Genomic DNA, 22,031 nt, shown 5'->3' with positions numbered 1-22,031 from the left:
ATTATTGCTAAAAGGCTATTTAAAAAATTAACTGTAACGTTTCGGTGTTTTGATTCGTTTAAGTAATTGAAATTTAACGAGCCGCATTTTTTGCGGAAATATGCCACACAAAAAAACCACATATACAAATGAAAGACTACAACTGTCAATTCACATTAAGATTCCCAAGTTAATCGGTATTCTGGAGTGCAGGCTATGCAAAATAGATTGCTCCGTAATATGATGATATCCTTAATTATCATTTAAATAAAGCGTTGGCAAAAAAGTACCTGCGCAATTTACATTGATTCAGCTAATCTTAATTAAACATGAGTGCTTATATTAACATCTATACCAATTCTTTAACAGACGATCTAATTCCAACAATTTTAAAAAGGTTAAACGAACATGAAAATGTTCTGGACATTAACTCATCCTTTTCATTTAGAAATCCGAACGGAAGCCTCCCAATTATTTTTAAATGGGATAAACCTAGCCTCGAAATATTTAACGAAAATAGTTTAAAACTAAATTTCAGCGTTTCCCTTAAATCATTCGATCTAAAGGAATACAAGAAAAAACTTTTTAAAGAAAAAATTATTAAACAAAGCGCTGTCCAAAAGATATTAGGGTTATTTAAGAAGAAAAAAAGGAAAGTATCAAAACCCGTAAAATTGAGTGCTGAGGTTGAAACGCAACTGCAGAATTACAACAAAGTATTTTCTTTAAAATACCATTCGGGTGATGTTTTCGAAAACCATTTCGCAATTTTAATTGGTGCAATTATCACCGAACTCACCAATGGCATTTGTCATTTTACCCAAGACAACGTTTGGTACAATGCTACGAACGTATTAAGAGAATCGTTGGTTAACCTGTATACACTTGAAGAACTACCTAACCACATTAACAAAAATGCGGTAGCCGTTGCGAGTTAAAAAAACATTTTTAAAGCCAATATTAATTCGCGTTAAACAATAAACGGTGATTGATATTGGCTTTTATTTTTCTTCATATATAAATTTAATCAAGACTATAAAAAATTAGATTAAATGGGATATATTCGAACAGATTAATCGCTCAGTATATGAATAAATTTGAAGAAACAGGTGGCGTTAGAATAGGCGGCTTTAAGGCAATCTGGCCTTTTGCCACTTTAAAAGTAAGCGAATTTAAACTCGAACTTAATGCATCCATCAGGGGTAATTTTGTTTTTAAAAGATCAGACATCATCTCCATTAAACCTGACACTTCCCTATTCGGCAGTTCAATCAGGATTACCCACCGGGTTGAAAAATACAATAAAGATATTCTTTTTACTTTTCTTGGAAATGCCGAAGGGCGGATGGCCGAAATTGAGCAAACAGGTTTTCTTAATTCTACGGCACCTACCCCCAACCATATTGATGTGGAGATCACGCAACTTCAAAACCAAACTGGTTTCCCCATTAAAATTCCAGTTGCCATTGGCATTGTGGTGATCTGGAACCTTCTTTTCTTAATTGATATTTCCAATGTATTTCATACCAGAAGTGAAAATGGTATTTTCGGGATAGGAGTCGGAATAGCTTTAGTTTTCGTATTTCTATTATGTGTTCTTTTGTTAATTTCTGATTTAGTAAGACACATAGTGCTGAAGAATGGCAGCAATATCAGCGGAATTAAACCCTTTTTATATTTTGTGGCCTTCATCACCTTTATGATCTTTACTGTGGGTTTCATTCCTCAATATCTGGCAAATCGCTAAACATTTCGGAGGTGAAACTTGTTAAGTAATCTCGTGAAAGAAAATATGTCTGATAGATTTTAAATTCAATCTGGATGCAATTACAGAAGAAGAACTTGCTCAAATCAGGAAATCTTTTTTTAGTTTTATAGCAAGATAAACATCTTTTTTAGCACTTATCATAATTTATATATCTCAAAATTCTATTTAAAGCATGAATGTAGAAGAAGTTTTTAAGAACAACGAAAAATGGATTGCCGAGAAACTGGCCATTAATCCTGATTATTTCACTGAATTATCGAAAGGTCAAAGCCCTGAGTTTTTGTACATCGGCTGTTCAGATAGCCGTGTTACGGCAGAAGATTTAATGGGCATACAACCGGGCCAGGCTTTTGTGCACCGAAATGTAGCCAATCTGGTAAACAACGTGGATTTAAGCGTAATGACAGTTTTAAATTATGCCGTACGCCACTTAAAAGTAAACCATATTGTGGTTTGCGGCCATTATAACTGTGGCGGCGTTAAAGCAGCCATGCAACCTGCCGATCTGGGCATATTAAACCCATGGTTAAGAAACATCCGCGATGTGTACCGTATCCATAAAGATGAACTGAATGCCATTGAGGATGAAGGTCTCCGCTATAACAGGCTGGTAGAACTTAATGTGCAGGAGCAGTGTGTAAACCTGTTAAAAACAGCAGCAGTTCAGGAAGCTATTGCTAATCGTGGATTAACCGTTCAAGGTTGGGTTTTCGACATCCACACCGGCCGGTTAATTGACCTGAAGATCGATTTCGAAAAGATTTTGAAAGATATTAAGGAGATTTACAACCTTTACTAGCTGGGAGCTTGGCGTTTGGAGTTTGGAGTCCAAGGTGCATAAAAAACCAGTAGGGTTTTAAAAAGTTGGGAGTTTCGGTTTTGGAGTATTATACGACTCACTACTCCAAACTCCAAACTCATAACTAACCTATCGTCCCATCCAACCGCCATCAACGGTCAAAATTGTTCCATGAACATAATCACTGGCAGGTGAGGCCAGGAATAAGGTTGGTCCTTTAAAATCTTCTGGTGTTCCCCATCTTCCTGCAGGAATACGCGATAAAATAGAAGTACTTCTATCCTGGTCTTCGCGCAAAGCTGAAGTATTATCGGTTGCGATATAGCCAGGTGCAATGGCATTTACATTAACCCCTTTTGATGCCCACTCGTTTGCAAAAGCTTTAGTTAAAGATGCAATTGCCCCTTTACTCGCCGCATAACCTGGCACAGTAATTCCGCCCTGGAATGATAGTAAGGACGCAGTGAAGATTACTTTTCCACTGCCTCTTGCAATCATATCTCTACCAATTTCGCGTGTTAAAATAAAGGGAGCCGTTTGGTTTACCGCAATTACTTCATCCCAATACTCATCGGGATGCTCAGCAATTGGCTTACGTAAAATCGTTCCAGCGTTATTTACCAAAATATCGATAACTGGATGATCTGCTTTTACCTGAGCCGCAAAAGCCAGGGTATTTTCGCGTTTACCAAAATCGCATTGGTAAGCATAAAATTTTCTGCCCAGCGCTAAAATTTCTTTCTCTATCGTACTGCCCTGAAGTTCGAGACTTGCAGAAACGCCGATAACATCGGCACCTGCTTCGGCTAATGCTAAAGCCATCGCTTTTCCTATTCCTCTTTTACAGCCAGTAACTAATGCAGTTTTACCCGCTAAATTAAATATGTTTGACATGTTTTTTATTCTATTGATCATTTAAAAAGATCTCTCCATTCCGCTATGCTCCATCCGATAGTTATCGGATCGAGATGACGAGCGTAAATTTATCTCAGTTCGGTAATAGCGCAATGGTCCATATCGCCATAATCAAGATTTTCACCTGCCATCCCCCAAATAAAGGTATAATTGCTTGTACCTGCGCCTGAGTGGATAGACCAGTTTGGCGAAATTACCGCCTGATCGCTCTGCATCCAAATGTGACGGGTTTCTTGTGGTTGGCCCATAAAATGACAAACACTCTGTCCTTTCGGAACTTCGAAGTAGAAATAAGCTTCCATCCTTCTATCGTGGGTATGCGCAGGCATGGTATTCCAAACACTGCCCGATTTTAACTCGGTCATACCCATTTGTAACTGGCAAGTTGGTAAAACACTGTTCACCAATAACTTATTGATTATTCTGTGATTAGCGGTTTCAGGCGTACCCAATTCTACGATTTCTGCTTCCGCTTTGCTTACCTTTTTGCTTGGATATGTATGGTGTGCGGGGGCAGAATTGATGTATAATTTAGCCGCTTCGCCTGGGGTAGCAGATTCAAAAAACACTTCTTTTGTGCCTTTACCAATATACAATGCTTCTTTATAATCCAATTCGTATTTTTCGCCGTCGGCAGTAACAATTGCCTTTCCGCCAACATTGATAATACCCAGTTCCCTACGCTCTAAAAAGTAATTTGCTTTTAAATCATCAGGATTTGGAAGTGCTATTTTCTGATCAACAGGCATTGCACCGCCAACAATATACCTGTCAAAATGAGATAAGGTTAGGTTTACCTGGTTTGCCTCAAATACGTTTTCGATCAAGAAATTATCCCGCAAAGTTGCGGTATCCATTTGTTTAACTTCTTTAGGGCTTTGAGCGTAACGGCTTTCGAATTTGTTCATTGGTTAAAAATTGAGTTTTGCAATAAGACCTGAACTGATATCAGATCCTATCCGCAAATATATTTATACCTTACTTATTATTTGTATTAATACTCAACTTTATAATCCTTTTTTATGGTTTCTCCACTCCAGGCCTTTAAACTGGTCCAGGGTTCAGGAGCATCTGTCCAAAATTTATTATCGGCAGGTAAACCCAAGGTTAAAAAGCCTAGCGTGGCCATGTATAAACTCCCGGTAGAAGTATAGGTATCAGCCACTTCTGGCTGACGGCCGTTAAAGCCTAATACCAACCATCCATTATCATCAAAATTCTGGTTTCCGTCGTATAGTTTATGCATTACCGCAGTTAAGCCACCACGAACTTGCGCTGGTTTTACATATTCGGGCAGTTTTTCCATTAAGGCCGTTTGGGCCAATGCCTGAAAGGCTGCCGTACGGTAAGTGATCGATCGACCATAAGCAGGATAAGTACCTTCTGGCGAGATAATTCTTTCTAAATATTCAGAATAGCGTACCATTCTTTTTAAGGCTACATCATAATCGGCCTGAGCTGCTTTTTTCTTATCAACCAATACTTTTAAAAGATCAACAAGCATGGGGTGGATTACATAAGAGTTATAATAATCCATGCTAAATTTTTCGCCATCACTATACCAGCTATCACCCACATACCATTCTTTCATTTTATTGATCGAGAACTGAACACGGGCAGGATCATACTGCTCGCCGATGCTTAATAAAAAACCTTCGGTTAAACCCGAAAACAAAAGCCAGTTATTATAAGCACCACTACGGGTACGCAACGATTTAAACTCTTCTATAAATCTCTTTTTGGTGAGTTCATCAAGTGGTTCCCATAGTGCTTTTGGTGCACGAAGAAAGGCATGTGCAACGTAAGCAGCATCAACAATGGGCTGACTTTCTGAGCGGTAACTAATATAATCCGGACTCTCGGGATTTACCGAATTGGCCAAACCTTTTAAAAGCTCGGTACGCATGGTTTTTCTAAGTTTACCTTCTGCAGAATCGTCATCAGGCAAGGCCAACCAAGGTGCAACACCTGCAATGGTGCGGCCTAATGCTTCGAGATACGTAACTTTAGCCGCACTTAAACCATAGCCAGGTGCTTTTTCTAATGGCATGTTCTTTTTTAAAGTTTCATTAGCCAGGTTGTGGATTACGGGGTAGGCGATGCGGTTTAAGGTTTTAACCCAAAAAGCCCGGTCTTCGGCACCGGTTGTAGGTTTCTTTTGTGCATTTGCCAACTGACAAAAAATTAGCAGGGCAGAAAAAATCAGTTTATATTTCATTTTCTTTATAATGTGAGTGTTAAAGCTCAGTGTTAAATTAAATTATTTGGAGAGCAAATCCTGTACAATTATTCAGGTTTCTTCCCGCTTTCCGTTTTATCCCGATGAAGGATCAGGATGTCCACTTCAATCGGGTCTAGGTGGCACGGTACGTAAAACTATTAAAGGTTGGGTATTTAACCAGCAAACATTAATCTTAGCAGCTTTTTCACAAACCGCTGTTCATAAACCCGGTAGTAGCGTGCATCCCGATTTAAGCACAGCTTTTTGTTGTATTTTGGTGTGCTTGCTTGTTTCACAGGTTTCTATCGGGATAAAGCGAATAACGGGACTGCTGTTACCGAAGCATTACTGAACCCTCATTTCCAAATAAAAACTTAAATTAAATGTGAGTTTTGGCTACTTCTAAATAGCACCTAAATCTCACGTTTAATAGTTTTCTATAAATACCATTTTTTATATCTGGCCAATGCTTCCAAATAATAATAATCGGCATAAATTAAAGGTACATCAATTTCACTGTTCAATGGGTAAGCGCCTGTACTGTGCATTAACAAAAAGCCACCATTTTCGCCCAATTTGGCATGATAAGCACTGCTCGAAAGCGAATAGATCATGGTTTCAGCGGCAGATTTAAATTCAGTTTTTTCGCTCCCTGAAGTGTATTGCCCCAGCTCTAACAATGCCGAAGCCATTAATGCGCCTGCAGAAGCATCGCGTTTGGCAAAAGGAATACCCTGTGCATCGAAATCCCAGAAAGGAATTTTATCGGCAGGTAAATTTGGATGGTTCAGTATAAAGTGTGCAATACCTTTGGCCTGTTTTAAATAAACCGGATCTTTAGTAAAACGGTACATCATGGTATAGCCATACAAAGCCCAGCCCTGCCCACGCGACCATGCCGAACAGTTTGCTGCGCCCTGCCATGTTGCTTTCCTAATTACTGCTCCGGTTTGAGGATTATAATCTACTACGTGGAAAGAACTGTAATCTGGGCGGAAATGGTTTTTTAGAGCTGTATTGGCATGTATAACTGAAATTTCTTTATATTTTTTATCTCCGCCATTATCACTTACCCAGTTCATCATTTCAAGGTTCATCATATTATCAATAATTACAGGGCATTCCCATAATTTGCTCTTGTTCCACGATTGGATAGATTTTACAACCGGACGGTAACGCGTAGCTAAAGATTCTGCCGAACGTTGAATTACCGCTTTGTATTCTGCTTTGCCTGTTAAACGATAGGCATTCCCAAAACTGCAGTACATCATAAAACCTAAATCGTGGTTTCCGGTGTAAGTTTGGTTCGGTTCTATTACTTTTAAGGCCGCCTCTGCCTCTCGTTTAATGTTTTGATCTTTGGTTTGTTCATATATATACCACAAACTGCCTGAATAAAAACCGCTACACCACCATTTGATGTCGTAATTTACGGATTTTCCTTTTTCGAAACTCTGAGGTGTTTTCCCTTCAGGGATATTTTTAGCGAGTACTTTATATTGGTCGGCGGCGAATTTAAACTCATCGTTAATTAACTGAGCCATCGGCTTTTTCTCGGTCTGCGCAAATGAAACTGAACTACCAAGCATCAGCAATGCTACAGCGAAATTGATTTTTTTCATAATTTAATAGTCTGTGTGTATTATTCTTTAATTTTAAAATTTGCCGTTGCACCCGCAAAGGCACCGGTTGGCAGATTACAATCTATACTTTTTGATTTCGATAATCCTGGCAACTTTAGCAAAACCTTGATGCTTGCATTTTCTTGTGCTGGATCTGCGATATACAGCGTAGGGCTTTTACCGTTTAAATCTTTAATGTAAACCGTACACGGCTGATCTACCTGAAGCGATAAGCCACCAGCAGCCAGTGTTCCTGCTTTATAAAAAACCGCTTGCAGCATGTCCAGTCCAATATGTTTTACAGCCTGCAGTTCATCAGTGTTTTTCAATATCTGTATCATCGATCGGTCGTATTTTTTTAAGCCTACAACATCAACTCCCGGCACAACTAGATATTGATAGCTGGCATGCTGAGGATTTTTGCCATGATTTAACCAGATTTTAAATACGTTGTGTTTCAGTTCGGTTTTGCTCTGAAAATGATTGATTCGGTACCAGTTCCCGGTTTGTGCTTTGTTGCTGATTTCTAAATTTCCACCCTGGGGAAAAATATAGCCAATACTGTCGTGAACTGCCCAGAGCTCGCTTTTACCATTGGCCTGGGCGCCATTTGAAGAAGTCACATTGCCCCTGAACCAGGCCTGATTGATTGTTGTGGTGATATTTTCCTTTGCACTGCTGTTAATACCTGCACCTAAACAAACTACTTCTTTATCAAAAAAGAACCAGGCCTTTTTTGCCTGAACGCTGTCGTAATTTAAATCATAACACGAAACACCATAAATGCCATCGCTAACTCCCCCAACAAATTTGGTTGTACCCGGAATTCCCCAATCACTTTTAATGGTTGCGCCATTATCATCGGCATAATCCCTGCTGGTTGTTCCAGGAATTTTATCCCATTCCCATACCGGCATCAGGTTGGCGTATTCCGATCCACTGCGCTGGATATTGGTTGCACCATCGGGAAGAAATTTCCCCAATATGTTTTCGTTGTTGCCGCGCTCTGTACGTAAGGTTCGAGTGGATGCTGTTTGCACACTAAAGGTATATGCAGGGCGAAGGTGCAGGGTATAGCCACTTTTCCAATATTGGTTGTGGCTATGCGTAACAGCATAACTGGCAGGCTCTTTACCCGATGTTCTTAATGTTGAAGCATCCCAATAAGCCGCATTTTCAGGGTCGAAGCGTTTTATTTTGCTTACCATACCGCCCATGCCACTGCTTAAAGAATCTTTACGGCTGATACCGCGGCCACGTACATTAAAATCGTAAAACGATCCTCTTATGGTTTTTAAGAAAGTATTTTTAAGATAATCGACCAAAATAGCCAATTGATCCTTCGGCAAGGCATATTCAGTTTCTCTTAAATAGAAAGCCGCACTAACCGAATTTCCGGCAAACACCCTTCCATAACTGGCAATGGCCTGCTGTTTTCCGTGCTGATAATAACTGCCATCAACCTGAACACCTTCTTTTCCGTCGGTTATGGCAATAGGTTCGAATAAATATTTAGCAGCCGAATCTAAGGTTGCTTTGTTTTTGGTTAAACAGGCCCTGTATAGGTAATGTAAGGCTTCATCTGAAGTATTGGCACCATCTCCTGTTTTTAACCTTCTGATCATCCTTGTAATCAAAGCATTTTCCAGCGCTGCAGGAAGCCCTATTTTGGCGCTTCGCATTAATATTAGCGTTTCTCCAATAGCCTGCGGATAAAAAATATCATTGTACCACCAGTTCTTATTCTTTGGGTTCTTATCCAACCAGTTCTGTAAAGACTTAACAATAGCTGCATATAGCTCGTTATTGTTATAAAGCCTATTCGATGGGCGGATATAAACGGTTGCCATATCTTTGATCCGCTTTAAGGGATCATACTGTGCATCAGCATAATTAATATCTCGCCAACTGCCATCGGCATTTAGATTTTTAAGGTGCTGGGTAACCTCGTCAGCCAATGGTTTATCTTTAACAAAAGTCTGCAAATCTTTATTAATACGTTGCAGAATGGTATTAAAAGGTTCGTTTTGCGCTTGCGCTGATATATTCATCAGCAGTAGGCATCCTGCCATGAATCCAAGTCTAACCCTTTGGTACACCTTTATTTTGTAGTTTGTTTTTTTATTTACGCCAAACATCTTTATTTTTTATTTAAGCCCCAAAACCAGTTTTGATATTGACTATAAGGAAAACCTGGCGCCTGTTTTTCTTCAAAGCTTGTAGAAACGAGCTGTATGGTTTCTCCACTTATGGTTTTTTTAATTTCAATTTTGATTTTTTCGCCTTCTTTATATTGCTGATAATCTATTTTACTACGCTTATTCGATCGGATAGAAAATTTATCCATGTTGCTCACTAACCTTAAGGCCCCGCCCTTTAAACAGTTTATTTTAATATTTTTTGTCTCCCCATTTTGCATATCGGCACTGACCAAAAAAGCTCCTTCTGCTCTAAGGTGTTTAAACGAAACGTTTTTCCAGCTAGATGGAATGGCAGGAAAAATCCTGATTTTGTCTCCCCAGCTTTGGATCAGCATTTCCTGGATAGAAGTGGCGGCGGCTAAAGGGGTTTCTATCACCGGCCCTGATTCGCGGTATAGGGTATTGGCCTGCATAAAACGATCAAACAATTCGTTTAACCATTGGTAAGCCATATCGCCATCGCCCATACCTGCGTAAATAGAAGCAGCTCCACTAAAAGAAAAGCCTGCCAGCGCATTTTTATAGGAGAGCCAGTTTTTTAAAGATAAGCTGATCAGCCCCTTATTTTCTGGCTGTTCCCAATTCACCAGATTATATGGATAAATCATCAGCAAATGTGAATAATGCCTGTGCGAGCTATTTAATGGCACGTCTTTACCGATCAAAAACCCAGTATCGCCAACGGGAAAAGGTGCCAGGTTTTTCAATATCAAGCTCCATTTATCGGCATCGGCATCTTTCAATTGCTGCGTTTTATTTACCTTAATTAAAGTTTGCAATGCCCAGCTTAAACTCGACAAGGTGTAATTTGCATCCTCTGCATTTTTATATTCCGGAGAATGAGACATCGGAAAATGATAAATCCCCTTCTCATCCTGCTTAAGTTGATGGATTAAAAAATTTGCCGATCTTTTTAATAAAGGGTAAATTTTAGCGTTGAGGGTTTGCTCATCTTTGGTATAGCTATAATATTGGTAATAATAATATAACATCCAGGTGAGGTTTGCTGGCTCAAATGTCCCCTTGTTGATCTCTGCTTCAGTAATTGGACTTACCAGATCGTAAGAAGAGCTCCTTCCAATGGCAGCAGCATCGTTACGCCATTGTGCTGGAACATTATTGATTAAATTTTGCTGATGAACATTTAAAGACTTAAAAAGCGATTCGCCTAATTCTAAATGATTAGCCGTAAAAATTGGAGAATAAGTAAGCTGGGTATTTAAATTCCACCAAATGGCTGGCCAGGGTGTAGCAGTTGTCCAGGGGCCCATTAAGTCGGCAATGGGTTTACCTGCGCGGGTAATAGAAGCGAGTTTATAAAGCTGTATCCAATAAAAGTTTTCCATGCGTTTATCGGGCAAGGCAATAAAACTCTGCTGATAATAGTGGTGCCACCAATTGCGGTGCGCAGCAATACTTTCTGTATCGGAGTTAAAGTTTTTAAGGTTATTTAAGGCTTCCTTCGTTTCATCGAGATTATTATACCCATCGTACCCCACGCTTACAAGCAGTTTGCCTGAACTGGCATTGCCATTAATTTTATAAGCTGTGGTGTAACCACCATTATTGAGTAAGGGTTGATTACAAAAGGTATAACCGTTTATAGTAGTAATTTTTACAGGAGGGTTTTCAGGATAGTTTGCAGGCTTATCTGTCGGGTAGGCTTGGAGATACCTCGGGCTGATGCTTTTACCAGGGTTCCATTTCCAGGTTGAAACTTTTTCCTTCTGCGTTGTGTTAACCGAAATGCTAATTACATTTTGATTGGCCGCAACAAAGGCAGTAAACAGGATTGTTCCCTGTGTAGTAAATATGCGGCCTTTGGCTTCGGCATTGTAAATATCAAGCGCTATTTTGGCGCCTGTTATTTTACCCTCGGTTTTAAGCGTAAAATAACCAATTGGCAAACGCGATTGCGAATATAATTTACCAGCACTAGGCATTAGTTTCTCACGGTGATCTACTACATCGCTCCTGCCGATATCGAAACGGATTAAACTGTCGTTTTCTTTATAAATATTGGTACCGAGCAGCCCGTTACCCAGGATAATACCACTGTAATAATCTTTACCAAGATTATCCCACTTTAAATTTTGCCTGGCCATAAAAACAGGCCAATTTACTTCATCCGCTGGTATTTGTGCCACACAGGTAATGAACGGCAATAGTAACAAGGATACCGGGAGGTATACTTTCAGCAGGCTGCGGGTATATTTTAATTTGTTAAACGGCATTTTCTATTTAATACGCTTCAATAATAAATTTTAACATTTAAAAAAGCCACCAAGCTGGGCAAGGTGGCCCCAAACTAACGATGTACTAACCATTTTTTTTAGATCGATCTGCTGTTTCTTTACTTTTTACCAGCCGGGATTTTGGATCAATGCTGTATTTTTTGCTATTTCTGAAGCCAGCATCGGGAATAAACCATAGTTGGCTGGAAAATGATGTTCACGGACATCTACATATTCGTAACTATAGGTATTGCCTGTTTTGGTAATCTTAACGCCTCGTATTGGTTTTTCAAAATCAACCGCAGCTGTTTTCCATCTTCTGGCATCCCACATGCGGTGTTCTTCCATAAACAATTCTATATCACGTTCTTTTTGAATAATGGTCCGCATTTCATCTTGTGTTGCATTGGCCTTAATTCCATAATTACCATCTGTGCCTGCGGTAATACCAGCACGCTCTCTAATTTTTCTTAGTTGGGCATACACTTCAGGTACTGGTCCGCTATATTCGTTCAATGCTTCAGCATAATTCAATAAAATTTCGGCATATCGAATTAGCCCCCAGCACCGCTCACCATTCCCTGTAGAGTTTTCTAAAAGATATTTACGCGGAAAATAGCCTGTATTAAATCCAAGCGGCCCACTTACAGCATCTGTTGTACCGGAACCTACAAAAGTATTTACCGGTGCGTTATTATTCCCACTCAAAATCCATGGGGCACCATTATAAATTACAGAATTGGCAAAACGGGGATCGCGGTTGGCGTAAGGATTGGCCGGATCGTATAAAGAACCTGTTTCATTAATGGCTTTTCCATTAATCATCGGAAACTTATCTACCGTTTGCTGGCTTACCGTGAAGGCATAACCACCAGATCTGCTCTGTGGCAGTAAAAAAGTTTCAAACTCTCGTTGTGCCCCCCTCATTGCCGCAAACAAGTATTCGCTGTTTACCCGCATCTGAAAAACCTTATAAAAACCATATCCGTTTCTATTGGTTGTACCGCTTGGCAACCCGTTATCTACATATAAAGAATAGTTACCGGTATTGATAATATCTAATGCAGCATCGGCAGCTTTTTTCCAGCGTTCTTTATCGTAAGTAGCATAACCTGTTAGCTCACGTACTTCGCCTGATGTAGCTAGTTGACCACCATTAAATAACGGACTTGCGGCATATAATAAAACACGCGATTTTAAACCCATACAAGTTCCCTGGGTAATGCGACCATAATTTTGGGGCAGAATGGTTGCATTGGTTGGTAAATCTGCTTTTGCAGCTTCGCATTCTGAAACAATATAATTTACACACTCCTGATAGGTAGATCTCTTTAAGTTAAAATCCTCGGTAATATCATAAACTTTATCGCCCAGTAATGGAACACCTCCAAAAGCCCTGATCAACAGGAAATAATACCAGGCTCTTAAATATCTGGCTTCGGCAATCATGCCTTTTTTGGTTGCTGCACTTAATGGCGCCCCACCAATATTCTGAAGAAGTACATTTACCCTTCTGATATTCTGATAAGGAACCGACCACATGCTAATAAAATCGCTATTGGTTGTGCTTTTAGAAACCAGACCAAAGGCAATAACCACTGCCGAATTTTGGGTACCGTTGTAACGGCCTGCAACACCTTCGTCGGCCGCACCCGCATGCCCACCGGCGTCAAAGTATTGAATATCATACTGAAAGCCAACCTGCTGATAAATACGTGTTAAAAACGACTGGGTATTGATACTATCTGCAAAGGTGGTTTCCTCGTTTAGGGTAGTTAATGTGCTCTCATCCAATAAGCCTCCTTTTTTACAGGAAAAGCTGATTATTACAAGAACAAATAAGGCTATGATAGAAATTTTCTTTTTCATCTGTATAATGATTTATTTTATAGGTGATGAAGCTATCATGGGCATATTCATCACTATTTTTAAACAGCATGCCCATGATGGTTTCATGATCATTTTAATTAAAATGTAACATTTAATCCAAGATTATAAATGCGCTGGGTTGGGTAAACACTGATTACCGTTGTGGTACTGTTTCCATTTTCGGGATCTACCTGGTAAAGGTCGGTTACATTGGTCCAAGTAAGCAGGTTGTTACCATTGGCATATACCCTTATTGCCGAAAGGCGTAGTTTTTTAGCCAATGCATTTGGAAACAGATAACTGATTTCTGCCGTTTTTAAACGCACATAATAATTGTCTCTCGTCCAAAAATCAGAGAAATTGTTTGTGGCATTTGGAAAGTTGGTTACTGCATTACCACCCAATCGTGGAAAGATAGCTGTAGCAGCTGTTTCTGGTGTCCAGCGTTGCAAATGTATCGGCTGATAGTTCGAGTTTCCTGGTGTAATAGTTTCTGAGTGGAAACGGGTACTATAACCATATGAGCCTTGAAAAAATACATTCAGGTAAAAGTTTTTATACCCGAAATTAAAGTTTGCACCATAGGTAGTGTTTGGCAGATTTGGTTTGCCAATTACTCCTTTATCGGTATCATCAATAATTTTATCGCCATTCAGATCCTGATATTTCATATCACCAGGTCCTACAGCTGTTGTTGGTTTGGCCACATTCGGATCTGCAATTTCTGCTGCAGTATAAAAACCTAAAAAGTGCCATCCAAAATACTGACCAATCGGTTTGCCCGTTGCCGCTAACCAAGGATAAGCAGGCTGAGCTTCATCCTGATATAGGATTTTATTCTTGGCATAAGAGAAAGTTAACCTTACCCCTGCCGAGAAATCGTTAATTTTTTCGTTGTAGCTTACCTCTCCATCAAAACCTCTGTTGTTTACTTTACCCAGGTTAACCGGTGGTAAACCTACCCCAATGGTAAAGGGAACACTTTGTCTGGTGGTTAAAATATCGTACCTGTCGTTGTTGAAATAATCGGCAGTAATTTTTAGTTTACCTTTAAACATGTTCAGGTCAATACCCACATCCAGTTTCTTTTCTTTCTCCCAGGTTACATCCAGGTTACCTAGGCTACCTTCGGTAATACCGTTGTATGAAGTAGGCGATGTGCCAAAGTTGTAAGAACCAGAACCTTGTGTATAAAGCTGAAGGTATTTTTTAGCACCGCCAATATCATCTGATCCCACCATACCATATGATGCCCTGATTTTAAATAGATCTATAAACTTGATATTATCCGAGAAAAATTTCTCTTCAGAAATATTCCAGCCTATTGATGCAGCAGGGAACCAACCTTTGGTTTTAGAACCCGTAAAACGGTCGGTACCATTGTAGGCGGCATTAAACTCAATCAGATATTTGTTTTTGTAATCGTATCCCCCCCTAAGCGTTGTTCCTGTAATTACTGTTGGCACACCTGGCCCTTGATTGGCATCAGCTGTTGTAGTTGAATTAATTACACGGTTATCGTTATACAAAACCAAGCCATATACACGGTGATCGCCAAAATTACGATCGTAGTTTAAAGATGATTGCGTACTTAGGGTACGGAAAATACTGGTATTGCTATATCCTGCCGAAAATGGTGGCGTACGGTATTGTGTAGCATTTAATGGCAAATAAAGACCTGTAGCTGAATTATACAGATAATAAGGTAAAGCGGTCCTGCTTGCACTTACACTATAACTTTGGGCACTTGCATACGATAATAATACTTTTGCTGCTAAACCAGGTGTAATAAAATCTAACTTCTGGCTGGCGCTCGAAACAATATTCAGGTCATTATCAAAAGTTCTCGAATATCCTGACTCTGCTAAACGACCAATAATACTGGTATTTGCATTGGTTAATAAAGGATTGTATGGGTACGAGCCATTTGGGTTGGTAACTGGGAAAGCCCAGGGTGGTAAATAACCACCGCTGTAAATTTCGCCAACAATACCATTTCCGTTTGCATAATAGGCATTACCTTGTTGTGAATTAAAAGGCTGGTTGGTTTCGCCAAAACGGCCGGTTAAATCTAAGCGGATACTTAAGGTTTTGGTTGCCTGAATATCTAAGTTCGATCTAAAATTATAACGTTTGTAATAGAAATTACTGTTTACACCGTTATCCGAACTAAAATCTCTTACATTACCGTTCTGCCATAAATAACCTGCCGATACAAAGTATTTTACACTTTCTGTACCACCCTGGAAATCGAGGTTCTGCCTGGTGATCATGGCACCTGGTTTAAAAATGGTTTTCCACCAATCAATATCAGGGTGGCCATATGGATCGGTATGGTCTCGGTATGCTGCCAGATCTGCATCAGTAGCGTAAGCTTTATTGGTTAAATCGCCCGAATTCCTTAGTGCCTCATTGTTCAATAATTTAGCCTCATAAGAATTTAAGAATTCAGGGGTGTTTACATCCATCTGGTAACCAGCCTCTGATTTTAAATTAATTCGTGGTTTACCTGCTAATCCTCTTTTAGTAGTGATTACCAACACCCCGTTAGCACCTTTAATACCGTAAACAGCCGTGGTCGAAGCATCTTTTAAAATAGAAACAGTTTCTACTTCATTGGGGTCGATATCGGAAACCTGGTTATAATCATATTCCACATCATCAACAATAATTAAAGGAGAGGTACTACCTGCATAAGTACTTACACCGCGGATAAAGAAAGCTGCGCCATCTGCCCCTGGCTGACCACTTCTCTGCTGTGAGGTGAAACCTGGTAAGCGACCTGCAAGGGTATTCTGGATACTCGCACTTGGATTTTGTTTAATTTCTGATGCCGAAATAGAACTGATAGCCCCGGTATTGGTAATTTTCTTTTGCTTACCAAAACCTACAACCAAAACTTCGTCCAAGCCTTTAGTATCGGCCTTTAAATTGATGGATACTACTGTTTTTCCAGCTACATTAACCTCCTGGGTTAAATAACCGATTGATTTGACAATAAGCGTTTTTGAGGTTCCTTTTAAAGTGAATTGAAATTTACCTTCACCATCGCTTACCGCTCCATTGTTGGTTAAACCCTTTTCTACAATTGTAGCACCAGGTAAGGGGCCCGAATTATCGACTACAGTTCCTCTAATAACCGTTTGCGCCAAAGAAATGCCGGGCAAAAGGATAAAAAGGATTAATAATTTATATAATATTTTTTGCATAATAGGTATGGTTATCATTTAACATTTTTTAAAATCTCCAATTACCAGCCTGGGTTTTGCGTTAAGTTTCTGTTCTTGTTCACCTCACTGGCTGCAATTGGATAACGATACATTTTAGAAGCATCGAACGATACATTTAGGGCATTTGTTTGGGTGTAAGAGAATGTGCCATTTGCATTTTTGATAATCTGCATGCCATGCAAAGTGCCATTCAACACAGTTCCAGCTATTTTCCACCTGCGTATATCCCAAAAACGTTGCTCTTCGAAAGCCATTTCTACCCTACGTTCGTGCCTGATGGCCTCTCTCATTTCAGCTTGAGTCATTGTAGTTTTTAATCCATGTTGATACCCTACTGTGCTGCCTATCGCAATACCAGCCCTTAACCTTAACGCTTTCAACTGGTTAAAAGCTTCTGTTCTGTTTATGGCATTATCTGCCGCTTCGTTCATGGCTTCGGCATAATTGAGCAGAATTTCTGCATACCTGAAAATCGGGAAATTGTGTGTTTGGTTACTGTAAACAGTGGCACTTTCAAAAGTTTCGTTCAAAAATTTACGCATGTAATAACCGGTCCGGGTTTGTACATTTACGGCACTTCCTGGTCTATCTAAACCGCCGTCATAAGTTTGAATTATTCTATTTAACCATTTTGCGTTGTTGTGAAAAATAGTTCTGTAAAACCGTGGATCTCTGCCCGTGTAAGGGTCTGCAGCATTGTAACCCGAGGCCGGATCGCTAATTGCTCTTCCGTTGCTCATATCAAAGGCATCAACCAGTTCTTGAGTAGGACTAGTGTAACCAGAACCAGATGCATTGGTAGCAGTATATCCTACTGGTGCATTCCTGGTCTCCAAATCGAAAGTTACCGCTCGTTGATAGGCAAGAATAACCTCGCTATTTTTTCGCGTGTTAAAAACTGAAGTATAAGCCGCAGTTAATGAAAATATATTCAGGCTCATTACATCTTTAGCAGCTTGTGCTGCCGAAGCCCATTTGGCTAAATCGTTGGTTGGATTGTTTAATGGACTGGCATCGTATAATAAAATCCTTGCTTTTAAGGCAAGTGCCACACCCTGGGTAACCCTTCCATAATCTTCATCAGCAGCCAGCGTGTTATCGGGTCTGGCGATAGCCTTTAAAGCATCACATTCATCAACCACATATTTAAGGCATTCAGCATAGGTATTTCTAGGTAATTGAATATTATCATCCAACCCCAAAACCCTATCGCCAAGTAACGGTACTCCACCAAAACGTTTAATCAGTTCGAAATAGGCAATTGCCCTAAGTATTCTGGCTTCTGATTTCCAGTACACTTTTAATCCTTTTTGATTTAAAGGCACCACATCAATATTGGCCAGGAATATATTGGCCTTTCTGATGGTTTTGTAATTATTGTCCCAAGAGTTATCTACAGTAGCTACCGCAGAAATACGGCCGTTAACAAAATACTCGATGGTGCTTGCTGGTGATGAACTAATCGCATCATCAGAGGCTGCATCTAATACATCATTGCCAATTCTATTGTATCCATTTGGTAGATAGGAATAAATATCTGCCAAAAACGTTTTGGCCTGTATGCCCAGCGAGTCTGTTTTGTCGAAAACGTAAGTAATATCCTGACTGGTTGGCTCTGTTTCGTATAGTGGCTTTTTACATGCCGAAAAACCAATGATGGTAATGGTTAAAACACCAACTATTTCTTTTATCTTAATTTTCATCTGTTTCTAATTTGTTTTTTAATGGTGATGAAACGCTCATGGCCCGGAATTTCCCTGATCCCTTTGAGCTTTCATATCAACCCAGCATTAAAATTTCACATTTAAACCAGCGTTAACCACTCTTTGCAGCGGGTAACCATTTCCGTAAACCTCAGGATCTACCCTGTCGTAAGCCGATAACGTAACTGCGTTTACAGCATTTACAAAAAAGCGGATTGAAGCGAGTTTTAGTTTATTGGTTAGCGTTTTGGGTAGTGTGTATCCTAATTCAACATTTTTTAAGCGCACGTAACTCCCATCGTGCAACCAGTATGATGAGGTAGCCTCGTTATTAGGATTTGAACCAATAGTTAGGCGCGGCTGTGTGGCAATGGCTGCTGTAGCAGGAGTCCATCGGCCAAGATTTTGCTCAAAGGCCTGCCCTAAACCATTATTTTGGAATGCCCATTCTGTTGAACCCGATACATAAACGTAACGGTTTTGAACCCCCTGTAGCAGTGCAGAAAAATCGAAACCTTTGTAACTGAAACCTAAATTTAAACCATAAAACCAGACCGGATTATTATTCTTGAGCGACTGAATATCAAGCTCGTTGATAATGCCATCGCTATTTAAATCTTTGTATTTGATATCACCCGGCACAGGGCTATAACCTTGTATTTTTGCGCTTGAGTTAATCTCAGCCTGGTTCTGAAACAAGCCATCGGCTATATAACCAAAGGTCTGATCTTCGCGCTGCCCAGTTCTAACCATCCATGAGTATGGTCTATCGATCTCATCCTGATACTGAATGATTTTTTGGAGCGAGAAAACATTTGGAGCAATGTAATAGTTAAAGTTGCCGATATTGTTGCTGTATTTCAGGTCAAACTCTACCCCCGAATATCTGCTAATGCCTATATTTTCTGCAGGATAGGCCGTACCCAATAATGCCGAACTTCTTCCTCTGGTTTGGATCAGATCAAAATTCTCATTATTGAAATAATCGGCAGCTATCGACAGCTTGTTGTTAAACAAACTCGCATCAATGCCGAGGTTATATTGATTTGCTTTCTCCCAGGTAATGTTTGCATTGGCTAAGGTACCTTCTGTTGTTCCGGTAATTGCAGTTGGTGTAGTACCATAATTGTAAGAACCACCTGTTACATAATACTGCTTATAAGCAAAATAACCAGCGTTTGCATTACCTGTATAGGCATAGTTGGCCCTTACTTTAAGCGCATTTAACCATTTGGTATCTTTTAAAAAATCTTCTTTAGCAATATTCCATCCTAAACCAAAACCATAAAAGAAACCGAAGCGATTACCCTCCTCGTATCGGTTTAAGCCGCTATAACTTAAAGCAACCTCAGCCAAATACTTTTCTTTATAATTATAATCTACCCTTCCCGATAAATTACTGAAAATCATCGGGATTTGGTTGGCCGTTTGTGCACTTTGCGAATTGTATTTTAAAAGTGCATTAATACTATGGTTGCCATAGGTTTTATCTAGACCTGCAGAAAAATCCACAAATAAATTCCTGCTCTGCCCAGAATTGGTAGAAAGATTAATCTGCTGACCATCTACACCAAATTTCTGGTATACATCAGGATTGGTACTCGCCAGCTTGTAAACTGCGTACTGTTTGGTACGGATAATGTTTTCTGATACACTGGTATTAAAACTGGCCAAAGCTTTTAACCACAAACCTTTGGTCACATTATCGAGGGTTTTCCGTAAGGAGATATCGGCAGAAACATCGCGTGTACTGTTATAAAAATAACCAGAGCGAGTAGTTGCTGCCCATAAATTGGTTTGATAATCAGAACTGCCGGCTAAAGATCCATTGGGATTAAAAATAGGATAAGCATTATTGGGTGTAGCGGCCAATTGCGCAAAAATATTATTCCCACCAAAATTTGCTAACGTTGTACCTGTAGTAAAAATCGCGGTATTGGCACCTGCACCACCTGGCTGGTTGCCATTTTGGATACGTCCAAATAAGTTTAAGTTTAATAAAGTTGTTGGCGTAATATCAATATCGATATTGGTTCGAACCAGGTACCTTTTATAATCGGTATTGGTACTGTAAGTATTTTGATCATCCTGTTTAAGGATACCGCTCTGATTAAGGTAATCTACGTCAAGAAAATATCGTGTAGAATTGCCCCCGCCATAGGTATTTAAATTATACCGGCTAAAAACAGTATTTGGTTTTAAGATAGTTCCATACCAATCTACATCAGGATGAAATACAGGATCTGATCCGGTTGCCCAGGCATTTAAATCAGCCGCAGTATATCGTGGTGCCTTACCATCATTTGCCAGTGCTTCGTTGTACAAAGTAGCGTAATCAAAAGCGCCTAGCGGTTGAGGCAATTTAATAGCCGATTGTAAACCTGCCTGAGCGGTAAGCGAGATCCGCTGTTTTCCTACCTCCCCTTTACGCGTAGTTATCATCACTACGCTGTTAGAAGACTGCTGCCCTAACATTACCGTAGATAAACCATCTTTTAAAATGGTTACCGATTCTATTTCTTCAGGATCTATAGAAGGATAATCTCTCGGCACGCCATTTACCAAAACCAATGGTACATTACCCCTAACTGTAATACTTGTTCCATCGGCACCAGGTCTACCGCTACTTTGTAGCGTATACAAACCTGCCAGCCTGCCCGACAATGCATTATTTATTCCAGCTACCGGAACCTTAATTAAATCGTTGTTATAAACGGTTGAAGTAGATTGTAGATTGGTTGTTACACTTTGTTCGCCATATAGCACAGGTGTAGTAGCCTGGCGTTTCTGACTCTCGCCTAAACTAATATTCAATAAAGCCTGATTTGCTTCTACCTCTTTTACCAAATAGCCGTTAAGCGTAAAGATTAAAATATCGCCTTCTACAGCACTGATTTTATACTTCCCGTTCTTATCGGTAGAAACACTGGTTCCTGTTTCTTTAATCGAAACCTTTACGCCAAACAATGGATTACCAAAATTATCGGTCACCGTTCCTGTTACTTCTAACCTATGATTTTTAGTAACCACAATTTTCCCCGTTACATGGCTTTTGACTCGTATGGTATTTGCATTGGCCACACTTGGGCACACAGCATATACCGTTAACGAAAAAAGCATTAATTGCTTAAAGTAAGTTTTCCTCATATTTTCTTGTTTGTTGGCTAGTTGCTTATCCGTTATTAAGGAATGACAGCGCATTCGCTTTACATACAGATTAGTTTTTTGGTTATTAAATATTTGGCTGTCACAATGCAATCAGTTACAAATGCATAGGGTCAAATCTATTCAGAAGAGAAAAAAAGAAGGGGGTAAAATCCTAAATAAATAGGTGTAAAAATCCTAAAGAAAGGCAGAAAACAGCATTAGGAGAGGCAAATAAGCAGATAAAGTATTAAAATTGCCTTACCAAACGTATTTGATTTTTATAATAGAAACATTTTGTACTTTTAATCAGGTAAAAGCTAACCATCCCTCACTTTCTGCCAAC

General features: G+C 39.7%; 13 protein-coding genes. 3 read left to right on the top strand and 10 right to left on the bottom strand.

All coding sequences use genetic code 11. From position 1 onward, the window contains the following. The first annotated feature begins 308 nt into the window (after positions 1 to 308). The 3 genes from EZ456_RS15645 (at position 309) to EZ456_RS15635 (ending at position 2,546) form a co-directional block, all read left to right on the top strand. A complete protein-coding gene (locus EZ456_RS15645) occupies positions 309 to 917 on the top strand; it encodes a hypothetical protein (RefSeq protein WP_131531697.1) in 609 nt (202 codons plus the stop codon). Positions 918 to 1,066: 149 nt separating this feature from the next. After that, positions 1,067 to 1,726 carry a hypothetical protein gene (locus EZ456_RS15640; protein ID WP_131531695.1) on the top strand — a complete coding sequence of 220 codons (660 nt, stop codon included), beginning with the start codon at positions 1,067 to 1,069 and terminating at the stop codon, positions 1,724 to 1,726. 193 nt (positions 1,727 to 1,919) lie between these two features. Then, entirely contained in the window at positions 1,920 to 2,546 is a 627-nt protein-coding gene (locus tag EZ456_RS15635) for a carbonic anhydrase (protein ID WP_131531693.1), read from the top strand. 129 nt (positions 2,547 to 2,675) lie between these two features. Here the strand turns inward: EZ456_RS15635 and EZ456_RS15630 are convergent, their stop codons facing one another. From EZ456_RS15630 to EZ456_RS15585, 10 genes are all read right to left on the bottom strand, one after another. Next, a complete protein-coding gene (locus EZ456_RS15630; RefSeq protein ID WP_131531691.1) occupies positions 2,676 to 3,440 on the bottom strand; it encodes an SDR family NAD(P)-dependent oxidoreductase in 765 nt (254 codons plus the stop codon). An 89-nt stretch (positions 3,441 to 3,529) separates the two neighbouring features. Beyond that, positions 3,530 to 4,369 (bottom strand): 5-dehydro-4-deoxy-D-glucuronate isomerase, encoded by an 840-nt coding sequence (kduI, locus tag EZ456_RS15625; protein WP_131531689.1) that lies wholly within the window; start codon positions 4,367 to 4,369, stop codon positions 3,530 to 3,532. An 86-nt stretch (positions 4,370 to 4,455) separates the two neighbouring features. Beyond that, positions 4,456 to 5,679, bottom strand: a complete 1,224-nt coding sequence (locus tag EZ456_RS15620) for a DUF2264 domain-containing protein (protein WP_131531687.1) — start codon at positions 5,677 to 5,679, stop codon at positions 4,456 to 4,458. A gap of 440 nt (positions 5,680 to 6,119) precedes the next feature. Further along, positions 6,120 to 7,304 carry a glycoside hydrolase family 88 protein gene (locus tag EZ456_RS15615; RefSeq protein ID WP_165501345.1) on the bottom strand — a complete coding sequence of 395 codons (1,185 nt, stop codon included), beginning with the start codon at positions 7,302 to 7,304 and terminating at the stop codon, positions 6,120 to 6,122. Positions 7,305 to 7,324: 20 nt separating this feature from the next. Beyond that, positions 7,325 to 9,376 carry a polysaccharide lyase family 8 super-sandwich domain-containing protein gene (locus EZ456_RS15610; RefSeq protein WP_165501344.1) on the bottom strand — a complete coding sequence of 684 codons (2,052 nt, stop codon included), beginning with the start codon at positions 9,374 to 9,376 and terminating at the stop codon, positions 7,325 to 7,327. 68 nt (positions 9,377 to 9,444) lie between these two features. After that, positions 9,445 to 11,739: a glycosyl hydrolase family 95 catalytic domain-containing protein gene (locus tag EZ456_RS15605; RefSeq protein WP_131531683.1), complete on the bottom strand. Its 2,295-nt coding sequence runs from the start codon at positions 11,737 to 11,739 to the stop codon at positions 9,445 to 9,447. A gap of 126 nt (positions 11,740 to 11,865) precedes the next feature. Next, the gene (locus EZ456_RS15600; protein WP_131531681.1) at positions 11,866 to 13,608 is read right to left on the bottom strand and encodes a RagB/SusD family nutrient uptake outer membrane protein; all 1,743 of its coding nucleotides are present in this window, start codon (positions 13,606 to 13,608) and stop codon (positions 11,866 to 11,868) included. A 98-nt stretch (positions 13,609 to 13,706) separates the two neighbouring features. Next, on the bottom strand, positions 13,707 to 16,817 hold the full coding sequence (locus tag EZ456_RS15595; RefSeq protein WP_131531679.1) for a SusC/RagA family TonB-linked outer membrane protein: 3,111 nt from the start codon (positions 16,815 to 16,817) through the stop codon (positions 13,707 to 13,709). A gap of 41 nt (positions 16,818 to 16,858) precedes the next feature. Next, complete coding sequence (locus EZ456_RS15590) at positions 16,859 to 18,541, bottom strand: RagB/SusD family nutrient uptake outer membrane protein (RefSeq protein WP_131531677.1); 1,683 nt, start codon at positions 18,539 to 18,541, stop codon at positions 16,859 to 16,861. 87 nt (positions 18,542 to 18,628) lie between these two features. Beyond that, positions 18,629 to 21,688, bottom strand: coding sequence for a SusC/RagA family TonB-linked outer membrane protein (locus EZ456_RS15585; protein WP_165501343.1), 3,060 nt, complete (start codon positions 21,686 to 21,688; stop codon positions 18,629 to 18,631). Between the last annotated feature and the right edge of the window lie 343 nt (positions 21,689 to 22,031).

This window comes from Pedobacter psychrodurus (genome assembly GCF_004331735.1).
GTDB lineage: Bacteria > Bacteroidota > Bacteroidia > Sphingobacteriales > Sphingobacteriaceae > Pedobacter > Pedobacter psychrodurus.
Note: the sequence above shows the minus strand (reverse complement) of the source record. Positions and strands in the feature narration are given on the sequence as shown.